Below are 14,704 nucleotides of genomic sequence, written 5' to 3'. Positions count from 1 at the left end.
GCGCTTTCCCTTGGGAATTGCGTCGAATGGATCTAGCCAAAGAACAGAAAACCCGCGATCAAAAAGGTCGGGATCAGCACCAGCCCGGACCACAGCATATACCCGAAGAAGCCCGGCATCTTGACGCCGCGATGCCTGGCAATGGCATAGACCATGAAATTGGGTGCGTTGCCGATATAGGTGTTGGCGCCCATGAACACGGCACCCGCCGAGATCGCGGCAAGCGTCGAGGCGAACTCGGTCATCAGGTGCTGAGGGTCGCCGCCCGCCAGCTCGAAGAACACCAGATAAGTCGGCGCATTGTCGAGGAAGGACGACAGCGCCCCGGTCAGCCAGAAATAGGCGAGGTCGTTTGGCGCGCCTTGCGCCGAGGTGACGAGCGCGACAAGCGGCGCCAGCGCGCCGTCATGGCCGGCCCTCAAAATGGCGACGACCGGAACGATGCAGGTGAAGATGCCGGCGAACAATTTGGCAACTTCCGCGATCGGACCCCAGTTGAAGCCGTTCGCTTCGCGGTGGCTCTTATACGAGAGGGGAAGCGATAGCAGGGCCAGCACGAGGATGATCGCGTCGCGTATCAGGTTCTGCAGCTCGAGGCTGACGCCGAACACCAAAAAGCTCACGCCCGGTTTCCAGGCCGCCGACAGCAGGATGGCGCCGATCACACCGGCCAACAGCGGAAGGTTGGCCAGGCCGCGCAGGCGCACCTTCGTATCCGGGGTCGGATCCTTGATCTTCGGCGCGCCGGCCTCGCGCCGGTGCAGGGTGAGGTCGATCGCCAGGAACGCCGCCAGCACGACGACGCCGACGAACAGCGTCTCCCGGTAGAGGTTGGTGGTCGTCCAGAAGAAATCGACGCCGCGCAGGAAGCCGACGAACAGCGGCGGGTCGCCGAGCGGCGTCAGCGAGCCGCCAATGTTGGACACCAGGAAAATGAAGAAGATGACGACATGGGCATTGAAAGGCCTGTTGTCGTTGGCGCGCAGGATCGGCCGGATCAGGATCATCGAGGCGCCCGTCGTGCCGATCACCGAGGCAAGCAGCGCCCCGACGATCAGCAGTCCGGCATTGACCAGCGGTGTGCCGTGAATATTGCCGGCAAGCAGGATGCCGCCCGAAATCGTGTAGAGCGCAAACAGCAGGACGATGAACGACATGTATTCGGTGAGCAGCGCGTGCAGCACCGCCTCGGTTGCCGCCGGGGCACCGAAGGCGACCGCGAGCGGCACGATCACCAGCGCCGCCCACAAGGCGGTGATCTTGCCGTAGTGGTGTTCCCAGACATGGTGGAACAGCAGGGGCCCGGTGGCGATCGACAGGAGCAGCCCGGCAAAAGGCAGCGCCCACCAGAGCGACATCGTGGCGCCAGGCAGGCCGTGTTCTTCGGCCGCGAATGCCGATACGGGAAACAGCATCGCGACGGCGATCGCACCGGCCGTCCCGATCGCCATCGGCAAAGATCCCCTTCTGCCCCCCACGGTGCGGTCAGCCGGACGTGTGATCTTCGAGCGTCACGCCGGCATCGCGCATTTTCGCCAGCATTGTCTCGAGCGACCCGTTAAGATCGATGCCACGGCAGGCATCGAGCCTGACCATGGTTCTAAAACCCTGTTTGACCGCATCCAGCGCCGAGAAGGCGACACAGAAATCGGTCGCCAGGCCGACCAGGGTCAGCGTGTCGATGCCGCGCTCCCGGAGATAACCGGCGAGCCCGGTCGGCGTCGTGTGATCGTTCTCGAAAAAGGCCGAGTAGCTGTCGATGGCAGGGCGAAAACCCTTGCGGATGACGAGCTCGGCCTTTGTCCACGCAAGGCCGGAATGGAAATCCGAGCCGAGACTGCCCTGAATGCAATGGTCCGGCCACAGCGTCTGCGGACCATAGGGCATGTCGATGGTCGAAAAAGGCTGCGAACCCGGGTGGCTGGAGGCAAAGCTGGAATGGCCGGCGGGGTGCCAGTCCTGCGTCAGCACGACATGGTCGGTTCGCCGGATCATGTCATTGACCAACGGAACGATCTCGTCGCCGCCGGCCACCGCCAGCGCGCCGCCCGGGCAAAAATCGTTCTGCAGGTCGATGACAACGAGCGCTTCGTCGGCCATGGGGCTTCCTTCCTGTCAGGCTAGGGCTCGGGCTCCGAATGAGGGACCGGGCGAAAGAAAAAGCCGCTGGCGCGACCGGAGGGAGAAACTTGACCAGATGGCGGGCCGCGTCAACCTCCAGCGGCATAACAAATGCGTGGCGATGCCAGCCGGGTGGGCGCCGGCGCAAAACTCTGGCTTTGACAATTTCCGCCGTCTTGATATCATTTGCATACGAATGAATTTGCCGGATTGAAACCGGCAAGATATCCCCGGGGCCAAGCGCCTTGGGAGGGCCGGTTTCGGGAAAGGCCCATCTTGTTGGGAAGGCCCATCTTATTGGGAAGGCCCACCTTATTGAGAAGGAAAGCGTGATCCGTTACGCGAAACCCACCACGGTCGACGAGGCGCTCGCGCTGCTTGGCGAGGGCGCCTGGCGTATCCTTGCGGGCGGCACGGATTTCTATCCGGTGCAAGGCAGCAAGCCGTTTCGCGACAATGTGCTCGATATCAACGGCCTGACGGCGCTGCGCGGCATCACCGAGACCGGCAGTCATTGGATCATCGGCGCGCGCACGACCTGGACCGACGTCATCCGCTACCCCTTGCCTCCAGCCTTTGACGCGCTGAAACAGGCGGCTCGCGAGGTCGGCTCGGCGCAAATCCAGAACGTTGCCTCGGTCGCCGGCAATCTCTGCAACGCTTCGCCGGCCGCCGACGGCGTGCCGGGGCTGCTCGTGCTCGACGCCGAGGTCGAACTGCGCTCGGCGACGGCGACGCGCCATCTGCCCTTGTCGGAGTTCATCCTGGGTAACCGCCGTACGGCCCTGCGGCCTGGCGAGATGGTGACGGCCATCCGCGTGCCGAAACCCACTGGCACATCGGCCTTCGTCAAGCTCGGCGCCCGGCGCTATCTCGTCATCTCCATCGCCATGGTGGCGGTGCGTCTGGTTGTCGAGAATGGCACTGTCGCGGATGCGGCCGTCGCCGTCGGCTCGTGTTCCGCCGTTGCCAGGCGGCTTGCCGGTGTCGAGGCGGCGTTGCGCGGGCTTCCACTGGATGCCGGGCTTGTTGCCGCAGTCCGGTCGGCGCCGATGGCTGAGATGTCGCCGATCGCCGATGTGCGCGGCAGCGCCGAATACAGGCTGGACGCGGTGCGCGAGATCGTTGCTCGCGCCGTGCTTGAGGCCGCGGGAAAGCCGACAGGCGACAAGGTGGCCGCATGAGCATGGATCGCGCCGATATCGCCTTCGCGGTCAATGGCGCCGCCGTCTCGGTCAACGTGCCGCCGCTGCGCCGGCTGTCCTCGGTGCTGCGTGACGAATTGCGGCTGACGGGAACAAAGGTCGGCTGCGATGCCGGCGACTGCGGCGCCTGCACGGTGCTGGTCGACGGCGATCCTGTCTGCGCCTGCCTGATGCCGGCGGCCTCCGCTGCCGGCACCGCGGTGACGACGGTCGAGGGCCTCGCCAATGGCCGGCTGTCGGCTCTGCAAGCCTCGTTCCTGGCGCATGGCGCCGCACAATGCGGCATCTGCACGCCGGCACTGCTGGTCGCGGCAACCGCGCTGCTGGACACGAAACCCAGGCCGACCGCGACCGAGGTGCAGGATGCGCTGGGCGGGATTCTCTGCCGCTGCACCGGCTACCGGAAGATCATCGCGGCGGTGATGGAGGCTTCCCTCCAGGCCGCGAGCCTGGATTTCCGTCTGCCTCGGTCCGGCCACGCCATCGGCGCGTCACCGGTCAGGCTCGACGGTGTACCAAAAGTGACCGGGGCGGAGAAATTCGGTGGCGATTCTTTCCCGGCCGATGCGCTTGCCGTGCTGGTGATCCGCTCGCCGCATTATCATGCCGCCTTCGCCTTCGGCGACATCGGTGGCTGGGCAAGCCGCCATCCCGGTATTGCGGGCGTCTTCACGGCCGCCGATATCCCGGGCAAGAACTGCTTTGGCGTTATCGGCCCGTTCGCCGACCAGCCGGCGCTGGCCGAGGGCGTTGCCCGGCTTCGCGGCGAGGCGGTCGCCCTGGTCGCCGGCGAGCGCGAGGCGATGCTCGATCTCGATCTGTCGGATTTCCCTGTCCGCTGGACCGAGCTGCCACATGTTCTCCAGCCTTGCGACGCGCAGGCCGCAGGTGCGGCGCTGATCCACGAAAGCCGCCCGGCCAATTTGTTGACCAAGGGCTTCGTCGAACGCGGCGATCCCGAGTTAGCACTTGCCAGTGCGGCCTTCACCGCGAGCGGCACGATCGACACCTCCTATGTCGAGCACGCCTATATCGAACCGGAAGCCGGCTATGCATATCTCGACGGCGACACGCTGGTCGTCGTCGCCTGCACACAGGCGCCCTATATGGACCGCGACGAGACGGCGAAGGTGCTTGGTCTTGCCGTCGACAAGGTGCGCATCGTGCCGACCGCGACCGGCGGCGGCTTCGGCTCCAAGCTCGACGTTTCCCTGCAACCTCTCATCGGCCTCGTGGCGCTGAAGACCGGGCGGGCGGCGGCGCTCGCCTACACCCGCAACGAATCCATGATGTCGACCACCAAGCGCCATCCGGCGCGGATGAAGGCCACCATCGGCACCGACACCGACGGCTACGTCACCGGCATGGTCTTCGAAGGCGATTTCAACACCGGTGCCTATGCCAGCTGGGGGCCAACGGTCGCCAACCGCGTGCCGGTGCACGCCTCCGGCCCCTATGCGACGCCGAACTACCGCGCCGAGGGCCGCGCAATCCACACCCATGGCCCGATTGCCGGGGCCTTCCGTGGCTTCGGCGTGCCGCAGGCGACGATCATGCAAGAGACGCTGTATGACGAACTCGCCGGCAAGCTCGGCATGGACCGGCTCGACTTTCGCCTGAAGAACTGTCTTCAGAACGGTTCCGAAACGGTTGCCGGGCAGCTTCTTGAGTCTGGCGTCGGCATTGCCGAATGCCTTCAAGCCCTGCGGCCGCATTGGGCGCGGGCGACGGCCGATGCGGATGCGTTCAACAGTGCCAGTATCGATAGAAAGCGTGGCGTCGGCATCGCTTCGTGCTGGTATGGCTGCGGCAACACATCGCTGCCCAACCCGTCGACCATCCGGGTCGGCATCGCGGCCGATGGCGCGGTCATCCTGCACCAGGGCGCGGTCGATATCGGCCAGGGCTCCAACACCGTCATCACGCAGATTTGCGCCGACGCGCTCGGCCTGCCTCTGGAAAAATTCCAGTTGATGAGCGCCGATACGGCGATCAGCCCCGACGCCGGCAAGACTTCGGCCTCGCGACAGACTTTCGTGACCGGCAAGGCGGCCGAGAAGGCGGGCCGCGCCCTGCGCGAAACAATCCTGCGCTTTGCCAATGTCTCGGACCAGGCTTCCCTTGAACTGGATGGCCCGGCGATCGTCATCCGCGAAGGCGAGGCGACGCGCCGTATCGATCTTGCCTCGCTCGAAATGGACGCCGACAGCTTCGTCTTCCGTGCCGAGGAGACCTATGACCCGCCAACGCTGCCGCTCAATGCCAAGGGGCAGGGCAAGCCCTATGCGGTCTATGGCTATGGCGCGCAGATTGCCGAACTCGAGGTCGACCTGAAGCTCGGCACGGTCAAGCTGATCAGGATCATCGCCGCGCATGACGTCGGCAAGGCGATCAATCCGCTGCTGGTCGAGGGCCAGATCGAAGGCGGCATCGCGCAAGGCATAGGCATGGCATTAATGGAGGAATACATACCCGGCCGCACCGAGAACCTGCACGACTATCTCATCCCGACCATTGGCGACGTGCCGCCGATAGAGACCATCCTTATCGAGGTCCCCGATCCTGAAGGGCCATTCGGAGCCAAGGGCCTGGGCGAGCACGTGCTGATCCCGACGGCGCCGGCGATCCTCAACGCCATCCGTCACGCCACCGGCGTGCTGGTCACCAAGGTGCCGGCAACGCCAAGCCGCATCCTTGCGGCCATCCGCAAGAGGGAGGCACGCGCATGAGTGAGCTTGCCGAGCGCTTCGAAACCCATGATCCCGGCGAGAAGCTGGTGGCGGAGAAGATCCGCTGCGATGCCTGTCCCGTCATGTGCTACATCGCTGACGGCCGCACCGGCGCCTGCGATCGCTACGGCAATGTCGCGGGCCGGATCGTGCGCATGGACCCGCTGACCATCCTAGACCATGCGGCCGAGACCAGCGCTGCCATGGTGCCCTTTATCGCCGAGGGCGAGCAGTGGGACGGCGAACTGGTCAACACCGGCCGCCGCTTTGTCACGGCAATCGGCGCCGGCACCACCTATCCCGACTACAAGCCCGCTCCCTTCATCGTCAGCCAGGAAGTCGAGGGCGTCGATCTCGTTACCGTGGTCACCGAGGGCATCTTCTCCTATTGCGGCGTCAAGGTGAAGATCGACACCGACCGCCATATCGGACCCGAGACGGCTATTGTGCGGGCCGAGGGTGAGGCGATCGGCCATGTCACGACGGGAGAATACGGCTCGCAGATGCTGTCGCTGGGCGGCGTGCATCATCTGACCGGCGGCTCCAAGGCGGAAGGCCGCGCTACCTGCGACGCGCTGCTCAATCTGTGCAACCGCAAACCGGTGGAACTCAGCATAGACGGGGGCGCCACGGTCGTTGTCGAAGCCGGCAAACCGCCCGTCATCGACGGCAAGCAGGAACATCGCATGCGCGTCGGCTGCGGCTCGGCGACCATCGGCATGTTCGCCACGCAGTGGCGCGGGCTGGTCGACGAGGTGGTGGTGGTCGACGACCACATCACCGGCGTCGTCTCCGAACACCAGGCCGGCAAGGTGCTGGGCTGGCAGGATACCGGCATCAAGATCATCGGCCGCCGCTCGACACCGGGCCGCTATTTCAAGGTCTCCGAGCCAGGATTGGGCTGGGGCGGCACCAGCATTTCCGATCCGCTGTCGATCCTTGGCGAATGGAATGCCAAGAAGGGCGCGCGCCCGGGCCTGTCGCTGCTGATGGTTTCGACCACCGGCGAACAATTCGCCTATTACGAACTCGACGACGAGCTGAAGCCGGTGCAGAAGCCGTTTCCGGAGCGGCTACGGAAATCGGTCGGCCTGATCGAGGACAATTGCGAGCCGGCCTTGTGCACCGTGCTGTTCATCGGCGGCGCTGGCGGGTCGCTGCGTGCAGGTGTCACCGAAAACCCGGTCAACCTCACCCGCTCCGTGCAAGGCCTTACCACCTATGTCACCGTGGGCGGGGCGCCGGTCTATGTCTGGCCGGGCGGCGGCATCACGCTGATGGTCGATGTCACCAGGGTTCCGGAAGGCGCCTTCGGCTATGTGCCGACGCCGGCGCTGGTGGCGCCGATCGAGTTCACCCTGCGTCGCGACGATTACGTCAGGCTCGGCGGCTACGAGGCGGAGATACGCAGCGTCGCGGACATCGTCGCCAAGGGCGGCGAGTATCTCAATCCCCGGCGCGGCACGGGTGCTGCAACCCAAAATCCATGGCCGCCACTGGCGCAGTTGCGCCGTGCGGGTGGAGCCGGATGATGGAAGGCCCGCAAGCGCATTGGCTGCAGGACGGCAAGCGGCTACATCTCAACCATGGGCCGATCGACCTGATCGTCGAGGCTTTCGGCGATGCCGACGAGTGTCGCGCCGCCTATGCCCAAGCCGTCGCGCGCTTCCAGACGATCCTGATCGAGTTGGTCGAGGAGCTTCCCGAATTGCGCCTTCCTGCATTCTTCCTGGCGCCGCGCGCCTTCGCCGGCCCGACGGCGCGCCGCATGGAAGCAGCCGTCATGCCCCTGGCGGAATGCTTCATCACACCGATGGCCGCCGTTGCCGGATCGGTAGCCGACGAAATGATCACCGCGCTGCTTGCAGGCCGCAAGCTCGATCGCGCCTATGTCAACAATGGCGGCGACAGTGCCATCCACATCGACAACGGCCGGTCCATGGGATTGGCGGTCGCCGGCACCGGCAACGGTATGGCCGACCGGATCACGATCCGCGCGGAAGATGGCGTGCGTGGTGTCGCAACAAGCGGCTGGCGTGGTCGCTCCTTCTCGCTTGGCATTGCCGATGCCGTCACCGTGCTCGCGCGAACCAGCGCCGAGGCCGACGCGGCGGCGACGCTCATCGCCAACGCGGTGGACCTGCCCGGCAATCCCGCCATCAGGCGCATTCCCGCGCGCGACCTGTCGCCCGACAGCGATCTTGGCGCGCGGCTGGTGACACAAGGCGTCGGCACGCTTGCATCTGATGAGGTGGCGCGGGCGCTGGACAATGGTCTTGTCGTCGCCGAAGATTTTCGCCGGCGCGGTCTGATTGCCGCATCGGCGCTGTTTCTTGGCGGGGAAGCCCGTATCAGCGGCTCCGTTGCACTGGCCGCGTCCAACAAGCATGAACCGGAGGAAGTTGCCCATGCCTGAATTTCCGATCCGCAAGATCGCGGTGCTGAGCGAAGAGATCTTTCACGAAGGCGGGCCAGTCGCAGAAGTGCCGCGCCGGCGTGCCGCCGCCATGGCCGTGGTCAGGAACCCGTTCGCGGGGCGCTATGTCGAGGATCTGCAAAGCGCCATGGACGATCTGAAGCCGCTCGGCCTGCTGCTCGCCGACCGGCTGATCGCAGCACTCGGCGGCGACATCAAACAGATTGACGGTTACGGCAAGGGCGCCATCGTCGGCAGCGCGGGCGAACTGGAACATGGTGCGCTGTGGCACGTGCCGGGCGGCTACGCGATGCGCGAGCGGCTGGGCGATGCCAAGGCGATCGTGCCCTCGGCCAAAAAGGTCGGCGCCTTCGGTTCAAAGCTCGACGTGCCGCTCGGCCACATCAACGCCGCCTATGTGCGGAGCCATTTCGACGCCATGGAAGTCGGCATCAGCGACGGCCCGCGTCCTGACGAGATCCTGTTCTGCCTCGCCATGACCTGCGGCCCTCGCGTCCACAACCGCATGGGTGGCCTCGCGGCGGACGACATAAAAGCCTGGGACGGGCTGCGGTGAGCGGCGGGGACAACCTGCTCAAGCTGGTCGAGGCCGAAGAGGTCGACGACCACGACTACCTGCTGCAGGAACAGGTCGGCTTCATCCTGCGCAAGGCGCACCAGCGCCATGTCTCGATCTTCGCCGCCCGTATCGCCGATCTGACGCCGCCGCAATTCGCGGCCCTGGCCAAGCTGCGCGATGTCGGCGAGACCTCGCAGAACCAGCTCGGCACGCTGATCGCCATGGATGCGGCGACGGTGAAGGGCGTCATCGACCGGCTGAAGGCGCGTGGCCTTGTCGAGCTTTCCAGGCATGAAGTCGACAAAAGGCGGCTGCTGGTCAACCTGACGGCCGAGGGCCGCGACGCGATCGAGCGCCTGATCCCGCTTGCAAGGGAGATCACGCAGGAAACGCTGGCGCCGCTCACGGCCAAGGAGGCCGCCACTTTCATGAAGCTGCTGGCGAAGCTGGCGTAGATTGGTTCTGCCGGGCGCCATCAGCGCCCGGCAGAAGAGCATCGCCTCAGAGGCCGTTGTCCTTCAGCACCTGGGCGGCGTTTTCCTTGGTGATCTTCTCGGTCGGCAAGGTGATGGTCTTCTCGACCTTCTCGCCGTTGAGGAACTTGATCGCCTGGCGCAAGCCTTCGGCACCTGGGGTGACATAGGTGAACGTCGCCGTCAGCTCACCCTTGTTCACCATTTGCACGCCTTCGTTGGGCAGGCCGTCGATGCCGATGAACTTGATGTCCTTCTCGCGGCCGACATCCTTGGCGGCGAGATAGGCGCCGTAGGCCATCGGGTCGTTATGGCCGTAGACGAGATCGATCTTCTCGTTGGTCTTCAGCGCGTTGGCCATCAAATTGTAGGCCTGGTCCTGCTTCCAGTCGCCCGACTGCTGGTCGAGCAGATATTTGATGCCCGGCTCCTTGTCGGTGAATTCATGGAAGCCGTCATGACGGTCATGCGCCGGCTGGGTGCCCATGCCGCCCCAGATCTCGACCACATTGCCTGCCGCCTTGCCCTTGCCGCCGAGCAGTTCGACGGCATATTCACCGGCCGCACGGCCGATCAGCTTGTTGTCACCGCCGACGAACTGCGTGTAATCCTTGGTGTCGACATTGCGGTCGAGCACGAAGACCGGGATCTTGGCGTCGATCGCCTGCTGCACGACGCCGGTCAGGCCAGCCGATTCCTTCGGCGATACCAGCAGCGCGTCGACCTCCTGGCGGATCAGGTTTTCGACGTCGGCGACCTGCTTCTCGGTCTTGTCCTCGCCATCGGTGATGATCAGCTCGACCTCCGGATGCTTGGCGGCCTCGGCAATGATGTCCTTGTTGAACTGGGCACGCCAGGGCTCGATAGTGGTCACCTGCGAGAAGCCGATCTTCCACTTCTTATCCTGGGCGAAGGCATGGCCGGTGGAGAGCAGTGCCGTGGTGGTCAGCAATGCCGCGCCGAGTGCGGCAAGCTTCAGCATGTCACGTCGTTTCATTTCTTGTTTCCTCCGAGATTGAGAGACGGTGTCTCTTGCGACGGCCGTTTTGCGGCGGCCGTTTCCTTGTGCGCCGCTCCAGGCAGGCGCAGATAGGCCAGCAGATCACCGGCATTGCGCTCCTGTACGAGCACGGTGCCGATGATGATCATCCCCTTCAGCACCAGCTGAAGGTTCGAATTGATGTTGTGGAGCTGCAATATGTTGGAGAGCAGCCCGAAGATCAGCACGCCGCAGAAGGTGCCTATCAGGCTGCCGCGCCCGCCCATCAGGCTGGTGCCGCCAATGACCACGGCGGCGATGGCGTCGAGCTCCAGCCCGGCGCCGGCGTCGGGCTTGCCCTGTCGGTACTGTGCCACGTAGAGCACCGCGGCAATGCCGGCGAGCAAGCCTGATATGGCGTAGGTGGCGATCTTGACGCGCCCGGCGGCGATGCCGGAAAGCCGGGCCGCCTCCTCATTGCCGCCGATGGCATAGACATAGCGGCCGAACGGCGTGAAGCGCAGCACCGCGCCATAGATGACGATGGCGCCGAGGAAGAACAGGCCGGGCATGGGGATGACGCCGAACACCAGCGAGCGCAGTAGCTCGAAGTCGGCGGTGGCGTTGGAACCGGTATAGACCGGCAGCACTGCATTGTTCTGGCCGGCGGTGAGCCGGGCGATGCCGAGCGCCGTCACCATCATCGCCAGCGTGACGATGAAGGGCTGCAGCCGCCCGCCGACGATGATGAAGCCATTGATGGCGCCGAACAGCAGGCCGACGCAGGGCGCCACCAGCAGCACGCCGAGAACGCCGAATTTGGGCTCGATCTGCGGCAGCAGGTACCAGAGCGAAAGGCAGCACAGGACGACGCCGACGATTGCGGGCGTGACAAGGCCACGAGCGGTGTCCAGCCTGACGTCACGGGCGGCGGCATCCGCGCCGGCGCGGGATTTCTCCAAATTGAGGAAGATGAAGCGCGTGACGACGATGCCGAGGCACAGCGCGACCAGCGCAACGGTCGGCACGCCCAGCACGACGCCCGGCGTCACGCCGGGAACCGTCAGCAGCATGGCGCACACCACCGAGCAGATGGCCATCAGCGAACCGACGGAAAGGTCGATGCCCCCGGTGATGATCACCGCCGTCATGCCGGTCGCGATCAGCCCGGTGGTCGACACCTGGCGCAGCACGTCGAGCAGATTGCCGTAAGAGAGGAAGATGTTGTTGCCCTTGGAACTCACCGGCGAGCCGAGCACGCCAATCAGGAAGATGGCGATCAGGCCCCAGTAGAGCTTGGTGCGGGACAGGAGTTTCAGTGCGGTCATGCGGCGGGTCTCGATAGGGTCCGGCGCGGCGCCGCGAGGCGCATGATGGCCTCCTCGCTCGCCGCGTCGCGGGAAAGGATGCCTGTCTGGCGGCCATCGGCCATCACCAGGATGCGGTCGGAAAGATGCAGCAATTCCGGCAGCTCGGAGCTGATGACGGCGATGGCGAGGCCATCGCGCGCCAGCCGGAAGATGAGGTCGTAGATCTCGCGCTTGGCGCCGACATCGATGCCGCGCGTCGGCTCGTCGAGCAACAGCACTCTTGGCCTCGTCGCCAGCCATTTGCCGATGACGACCTTCTGCTGGTTGCCGCCCGACAGCGTGCCGGCGGGCTGGTCGATATCCCGGCAGCGGATGCCGAGCGCCTTGACCGCCTGCCGCGCCAGCCCCTGTTCGCCGGCCAGCGAACGGATGCCGAAGCGGGCCAGCGCGCCGACCAGCGGCAGCGCCACATTGTCCGATATCGAGGCCTGCAGATGCAGGCCTTGCGTCTTGCGGTCCTCGGTGACCAGCGCGATGCCCAGCCGCCGCGCATCGCGTGGTGAGCGGATATCCACCGGCTGGCCGTCGAGCCTGATCTCGCCGCCGGCACGGCCATCGCTCGCGCCGAAGATCGCTTCCATGATCTCGGTGCGGCCGGAGCCCAGCAGGCCGCCAATGCCCAGAATCTCTCCGGCGGCCAGATCGAAGCTGATGCCGCCGATCACCTGCCGCCAGCCCTGGCGGTCGGGCTTCGACAGCGACAGGTCGCTGACCGAAAGCACGGTCCTGCCGCCGGGATCCCGTTCGTCGTGAGAGGATGCGAGCAGGTCCCGACCGACCATCGCCGAAATGATGGCATTCTCGTCAAGCTCGGCCATCGGCCGTGTCAGCACATGGCGTCCGTCGCGGAAGACGGTGACGCGGCCGGCCAGATGCATGACCTCGTCTATGCGGTGCGAGATGTAGACGATGGCGACGCCGCTATCGGCAAGCTGGCCGATGATGCGGAACAGCCGCTGGCATTCGGCCGGCGACAGCGCCGAGGTCGGCTCGTCCATGATCAGGATGCGCGCCGACATCGACAGCGCCTTGGCGATCTCGACCAGCTGCTGTTCGCCGACACGCAAGGCGCCGACGCGTGCGTCCGGATCGAGTTCGATGCCGAGCCGCTGCAGGAGGGCGCTTGCCGCGCGGCTGCTCGCCTTGCGGTCGACGATCAGTCCCGCGATCAGCTTCTCGCGGCCGAGAAAGATGTTGTCGGCGACACTCAGCTCCGGCACCAGGTTGAGTTCCTGGTGGATGATGGCAATGCCCGCGTCCTCGGCATCGCGCACGCCGGCGAAGCTGACCGGCCGGCCGTCGATACTGACCGTGCCTTCGTAGCCGGTATAGACGCCGGACAGGATCTTCATCAGCGTCGACTTGCCGGCGCCGTTCTCGCCCATCAAGGCATGGACTTCGCCGCGCCGCAATTCGAAGCCGACGTCGACCAGGGCGGCGATGCCGCCAAAACTCTTGGAAATATGCTCGGCACTCAGAACGATGTCCGAGCGATCCGACGCCGCACTGCGCGTCGAGGAAACGGAATTGTTCTGCTCCATGACAATAGCGGCCTCCCTTCCGTCCTCGTCAGCTACTCGAACGCTAATCTAAACGTTTCGATCATGTCAAGCCGATATGGGGGTATCGCAACTTTGATGCATTTCGATTCTTGCCTAAAACGGCAAGATTCCGTAGGTATTGGCGGCAAGGGGTGGCGAAACGTTTCGAAAATGACAGCGTCAGGGCGAAAAAAACAGCGCAAATCCACCGCACCCACCATGCTTCACGTGGCTGAAGCGGCGCGTGTCTCGGTCGCCACCGTGTCGGCGCTGATCAACGGCACGGCGACCGTCAGCCCGGAGCTCAGCCAGCGCATCGAGCAGGCGATCCGCGATATCGGCTACAAGCGCAACGCCATCGCCCGCAGCCTGAAGATGGGCACGACGCGCACCATCGGCCTGACCGTTCCGCACATCACCAACCCCTTCTTCACCGATGTCGTCTCGGTCATCCAGCAGGCCTTCGACCGCGCCGGCTACGCCGTCATGCTGTGCTGCACCGACGAGGATTTGAACACCCAGGACGACCAGATCAGGCTACTGCTCGACCGCATGGTCGACGGGCTGATCGTGGCACGCGTCGGGGACGGCGCGATCCTCAAGCGGATCGTCGCCGACGCCAATGTGCCGGTCGTGCTGATGGATCGTCTGTGCGAGGGCGTCGACACCGACGCCGTGGTTCTCGACAACCAGCGCGCGGTGTTCGACGCCATGAGCTATTTGATCAATCTCGGCCACCGCCGCATCGGTTACATTACCGGCACCTCGGACATTTCACCCATGCATGACCGCATGACCGGATATCGCGAGGCGCTCCAGGCCGCCGGCTTGCCGGTGGCCGAAGAGCTGGTTCGCTCCGGCAATTTCCACGAGATCGACGGCTACAACGCAACCATGCAGCTGCTGTCGCTGCATGACCGGCCAAGCGCCATCTTCTCGGCAAACAATCCCATGGTGATCGGAACGATGAAGGCGATCCGCGACATCGGGCTGTCCTGTCCGGAGGATATTTCGGTAGCCTGCTTCGACGATTTTCCCTGGTCCGACGTGTTCCAGCCTCAACTGACCACGGTGGCGCAGCCTGTGCAGGCGATCGGCGAACAGGCGGCCAATCTGCTGCTCGACCGTCTCGCCGGCAACCGGGATACGCCACCGCGCAAGCTCGTCCTCAAGGGCCGGCTGATGATCCGCAATTCATGCCGGCCGCTGGGCGCGGTGGTGCACAGCGTGAGTGCCTAAATGCCGAAAGTGTGAAGCGGTTTTCGGATAACGTCGTGCTTCCTGAGATTG

12 protein-coding genes are annotated in these 14,704 nt (G+C 64.9%); 7 read left to right on the top strand and 5 right to left on the bottom strand.

The features are described 5' to 3' along the window. Nucleotides 1-32 precede the first annotated feature (32 nt). Nucleotides 33-1,451, bottom strand: coding sequence for a sodium:proton antiporter (locus tag O7B34_RS05035; RefSeq protein ID WP_337145101.1), 1,419 nt, complete (start codon nt 1,449-1,451; stop codon nt 33-35). A gap of 34 nt (nt 1,452-1,485) precedes the next feature. Further along, nucleotides 1,486-2,100: a bifunctional nicotinamidase/pyrazinamidase gene (pncA, locus tag O7B34_RS05030; RefSeq protein ID WP_337145100.1), complete on the bottom strand. Its 615-nt coding sequence runs from the start codon at nt 2,098-2,100 to the stop codon at nt 1,486-1,488. A 350-nt stretch (nt 2,101-2,450) separates the two neighbouring features. Between pncA and O7B34_RS05025 the strand changes: the two genes are divergently transcribed. The 6 genes from O7B34_RS05025 to O7B34_RS05000 are packed head-to-tail and all read left to right on the top strand — an operon-like array spanning nt 2,451 to nt 9,506. Then, on the top strand, nt 2,451-3,305 hold the full coding sequence (locus tag O7B34_RS05025) for an FAD binding domain-containing protein (RefSeq protein ID WP_337145099.1): 855 nt from the start codon (nt 2,451-2,453) through the stop codon (nt 3,303-3,305). Then, nucleotides 3,302-6,055 carry a molybdopterin-dependent oxidoreductase gene (locus O7B34_RS05020; protein WP_337145098.1) on the top strand — a complete coding sequence of 918 codons (2,754 nt, stop codon included), beginning with the start codon at nt 3,302-3,304 and terminating at the stop codon, nt 6,053-6,055. The genes O7B34_RS05025 and O7B34_RS05020 overlap by 4 nt, the downstream gene beginning before the upstream one ends. Beyond that, a complete protein-coding gene (locus O7B34_RS05015) occupies nt 6,052-7,587 on the top strand; it encodes a 6-hydroxynicotinate reductase (RefSeq protein ID WP_337145097.1) in 1,536 nt (511 codons plus the stop codon). The genes O7B34_RS05020 and O7B34_RS05015 overlap by 4 nt, the downstream gene beginning before the upstream one ends. Continuing rightward, nucleotides 7,587-8,471: a UPF0280 family protein gene (locus tag O7B34_RS05010; protein ID WP_337145096.1), complete on the top strand. Its 885-nt coding sequence runs from the start codon at nt 7,587-7,589 to the stop codon at nt 8,469-8,471. The genes O7B34_RS05015 and O7B34_RS05010 overlap by 1 nt, the downstream gene beginning before the upstream one ends. Next, nucleotides 8,464-9,048, top strand: coding sequence for an amino acid synthesis family protein (locus O7B34_RS05005; protein WP_337145095.1), 585 nt, complete (start codon nt 8,464-8,466; stop codon nt 9,046-9,048). The genes O7B34_RS05010 and O7B34_RS05005 overlap by 8 nt, the downstream gene beginning before the upstream one ends. Next, nucleotides 9,045-9,506 carry a MarR family winged helix-turn-helix transcriptional regulator gene (locus O7B34_RS05000; RefSeq protein ID WP_337145094.1) on the top strand — a complete coding sequence of 154 codons (462 nt, stop codon included), beginning with the start codon at nt 9,045-9,047 and terminating at the stop codon, nt 9,504-9,506. Before O7B34_RS05005 ends, O7B34_RS05000 begins: the two co-directional genes overlap by 4 nt. Nucleotides 9,507-9,552: 46 nt before the next feature. Here O7B34_RS05000 and O7B34_RS04995 read toward each other — a convergent pair whose 3' ends face one another. Genes O7B34_RS04995 through O7B34_RS04985 form a run of 3 tightly spaced genes read right to left on the bottom strand, consistent with a single transcriptional unit; the run spans nt 9,553 to nt 13,414 of the window. After that, nucleotides 9,553-10,521: a substrate-binding domain-containing protein gene (locus tag O7B34_RS04995; RefSeq protein ID WP_140508341.1), complete on the bottom strand. Its 969-nt coding sequence runs from the start codon at nt 10,519-10,521 to the stop codon at nt 9,553-9,555. Then, nucleotides 10,518-11,831: an ABC transporter permease gene (locus O7B34_RS04990; protein WP_337142159.1), complete on the bottom strand. Its 1,314-nt coding sequence runs from the start codon at nt 11,829-11,831 to the stop codon at nt 10,518-10,520. Before O7B34_RS04990 ends, O7B34_RS04995 begins: the two co-directional genes overlap by 4 nt. Continuing rightward, nucleotides 11,828-13,414 carry a sugar ABC transporter ATP-binding protein gene (locus O7B34_RS04985; RefSeq protein ID WP_337145093.1) on the bottom strand — a complete coding sequence of 529 codons (1,587 nt, stop codon included), beginning with the start codon at nt 13,412-13,414 and terminating at the stop codon, nt 11,828-11,830. The genes O7B34_RS04990 and O7B34_RS04985 overlap by 4 nt, the downstream gene beginning before the upstream one ends. Before the next feature lie 219 nt (nt 13,415-13,633). On the opposite strand from O7B34_RS04985, the gene O7B34_RS04980 reads away from it, so the two are divergent. Then, the gene (locus O7B34_RS04980) at nt 13,634-14,653 is read left to right on the top strand and encodes a LacI family DNA-binding transcriptional regulator (RefSeq protein WP_337145092.1); all 1,020 of its coding nucleotides are present in this window, start codon (nt 13,634-13,636) and stop codon (nt 14,651-14,653) included. Nucleotides 14,654-14,704 lie beyond the last annotated feature (51 nt).

The sequence above is a fragment of the Mesorhizobium sp. Cs1299R1N3 genome (assembly GCF_037179625.1).
GTDB lineage: Bacteria > Pseudomonadota > Alphaproteobacteria > Rhizobiales > Rhizobiaceae > Mesorhizobium > Mesorhizobium salmacidum.
This window is presented reverse-complemented; position numbering and strand designations above follow the sequence as displayed.

Coding starts and splice junctions, on each gene's coding strand:
- pncA (WP_337145100.1), bottom strand. CDS start 2,100: ATGGCCGACGAAGCGCTCGTTGTCATCGACCTGCAGAACGATTTTTGC.
- O7B34_RS05035 (WP_337145101.1), bottom strand. CDS start 1,451: ATGGCGATCGGGACGGCCGGTGCGATCGCCGTCGCGATGCTGTTTCCC.
- O7B34_RS05010 (WP_337145096.1), top strand. CDS start 7,587: ATGGAAGGCCCGCAAGCGCATTGGCTGCAGGACGGCAAGCGGCTACAT.
- O7B34_RS05020 (WP_337145098.1), top strand. CDS start 3,302: ATGAGCATGGATCGCGCCGATATCGCCTTCGCGGTCAATGGCGCCGCC.
- O7B34_RS04995 (WP_140508341.1), bottom strand. CDS start 10,521: ATGAAACGACGTGACATGCTGAAGCTTGCCGCACTCGGCGCGGCATTG.
- O7B34_RS04985 (WP_337145093.1), bottom strand. CDS start 13,414: ATGGAGCAGAACAATTCCGTTTCCTCGACGCGCAGTGCGGCGTCGGAT.
- O7B34_RS05015 (WP_337145097.1), top strand. CDS start 6,052: ATGAGTGAGCTTGCCGAGCGCTTCGAAACCCATGATCCCGGCGAGAAG.
- O7B34_RS04980 (WP_337145092.1), top strand. CDS start 13,634: ATGCTTCACGTGGCTGAAGCGGCGCGTGTCTCGGTCGCCACCGTGTCG.
- O7B34_RS04990 (WP_337142159.1), bottom strand. CDS start 11,831: ATGACCGCACTGAAACTCCTGTCCCGCACCAAGCTCTACTGGGGCCTG.
- O7B34_RS05005 (WP_337145095.1), top strand. CDS start 8,464: ATGCCTGAATTTCCGATCCGCAAGATCGCGGTGCTGAGCGAAGAGATC.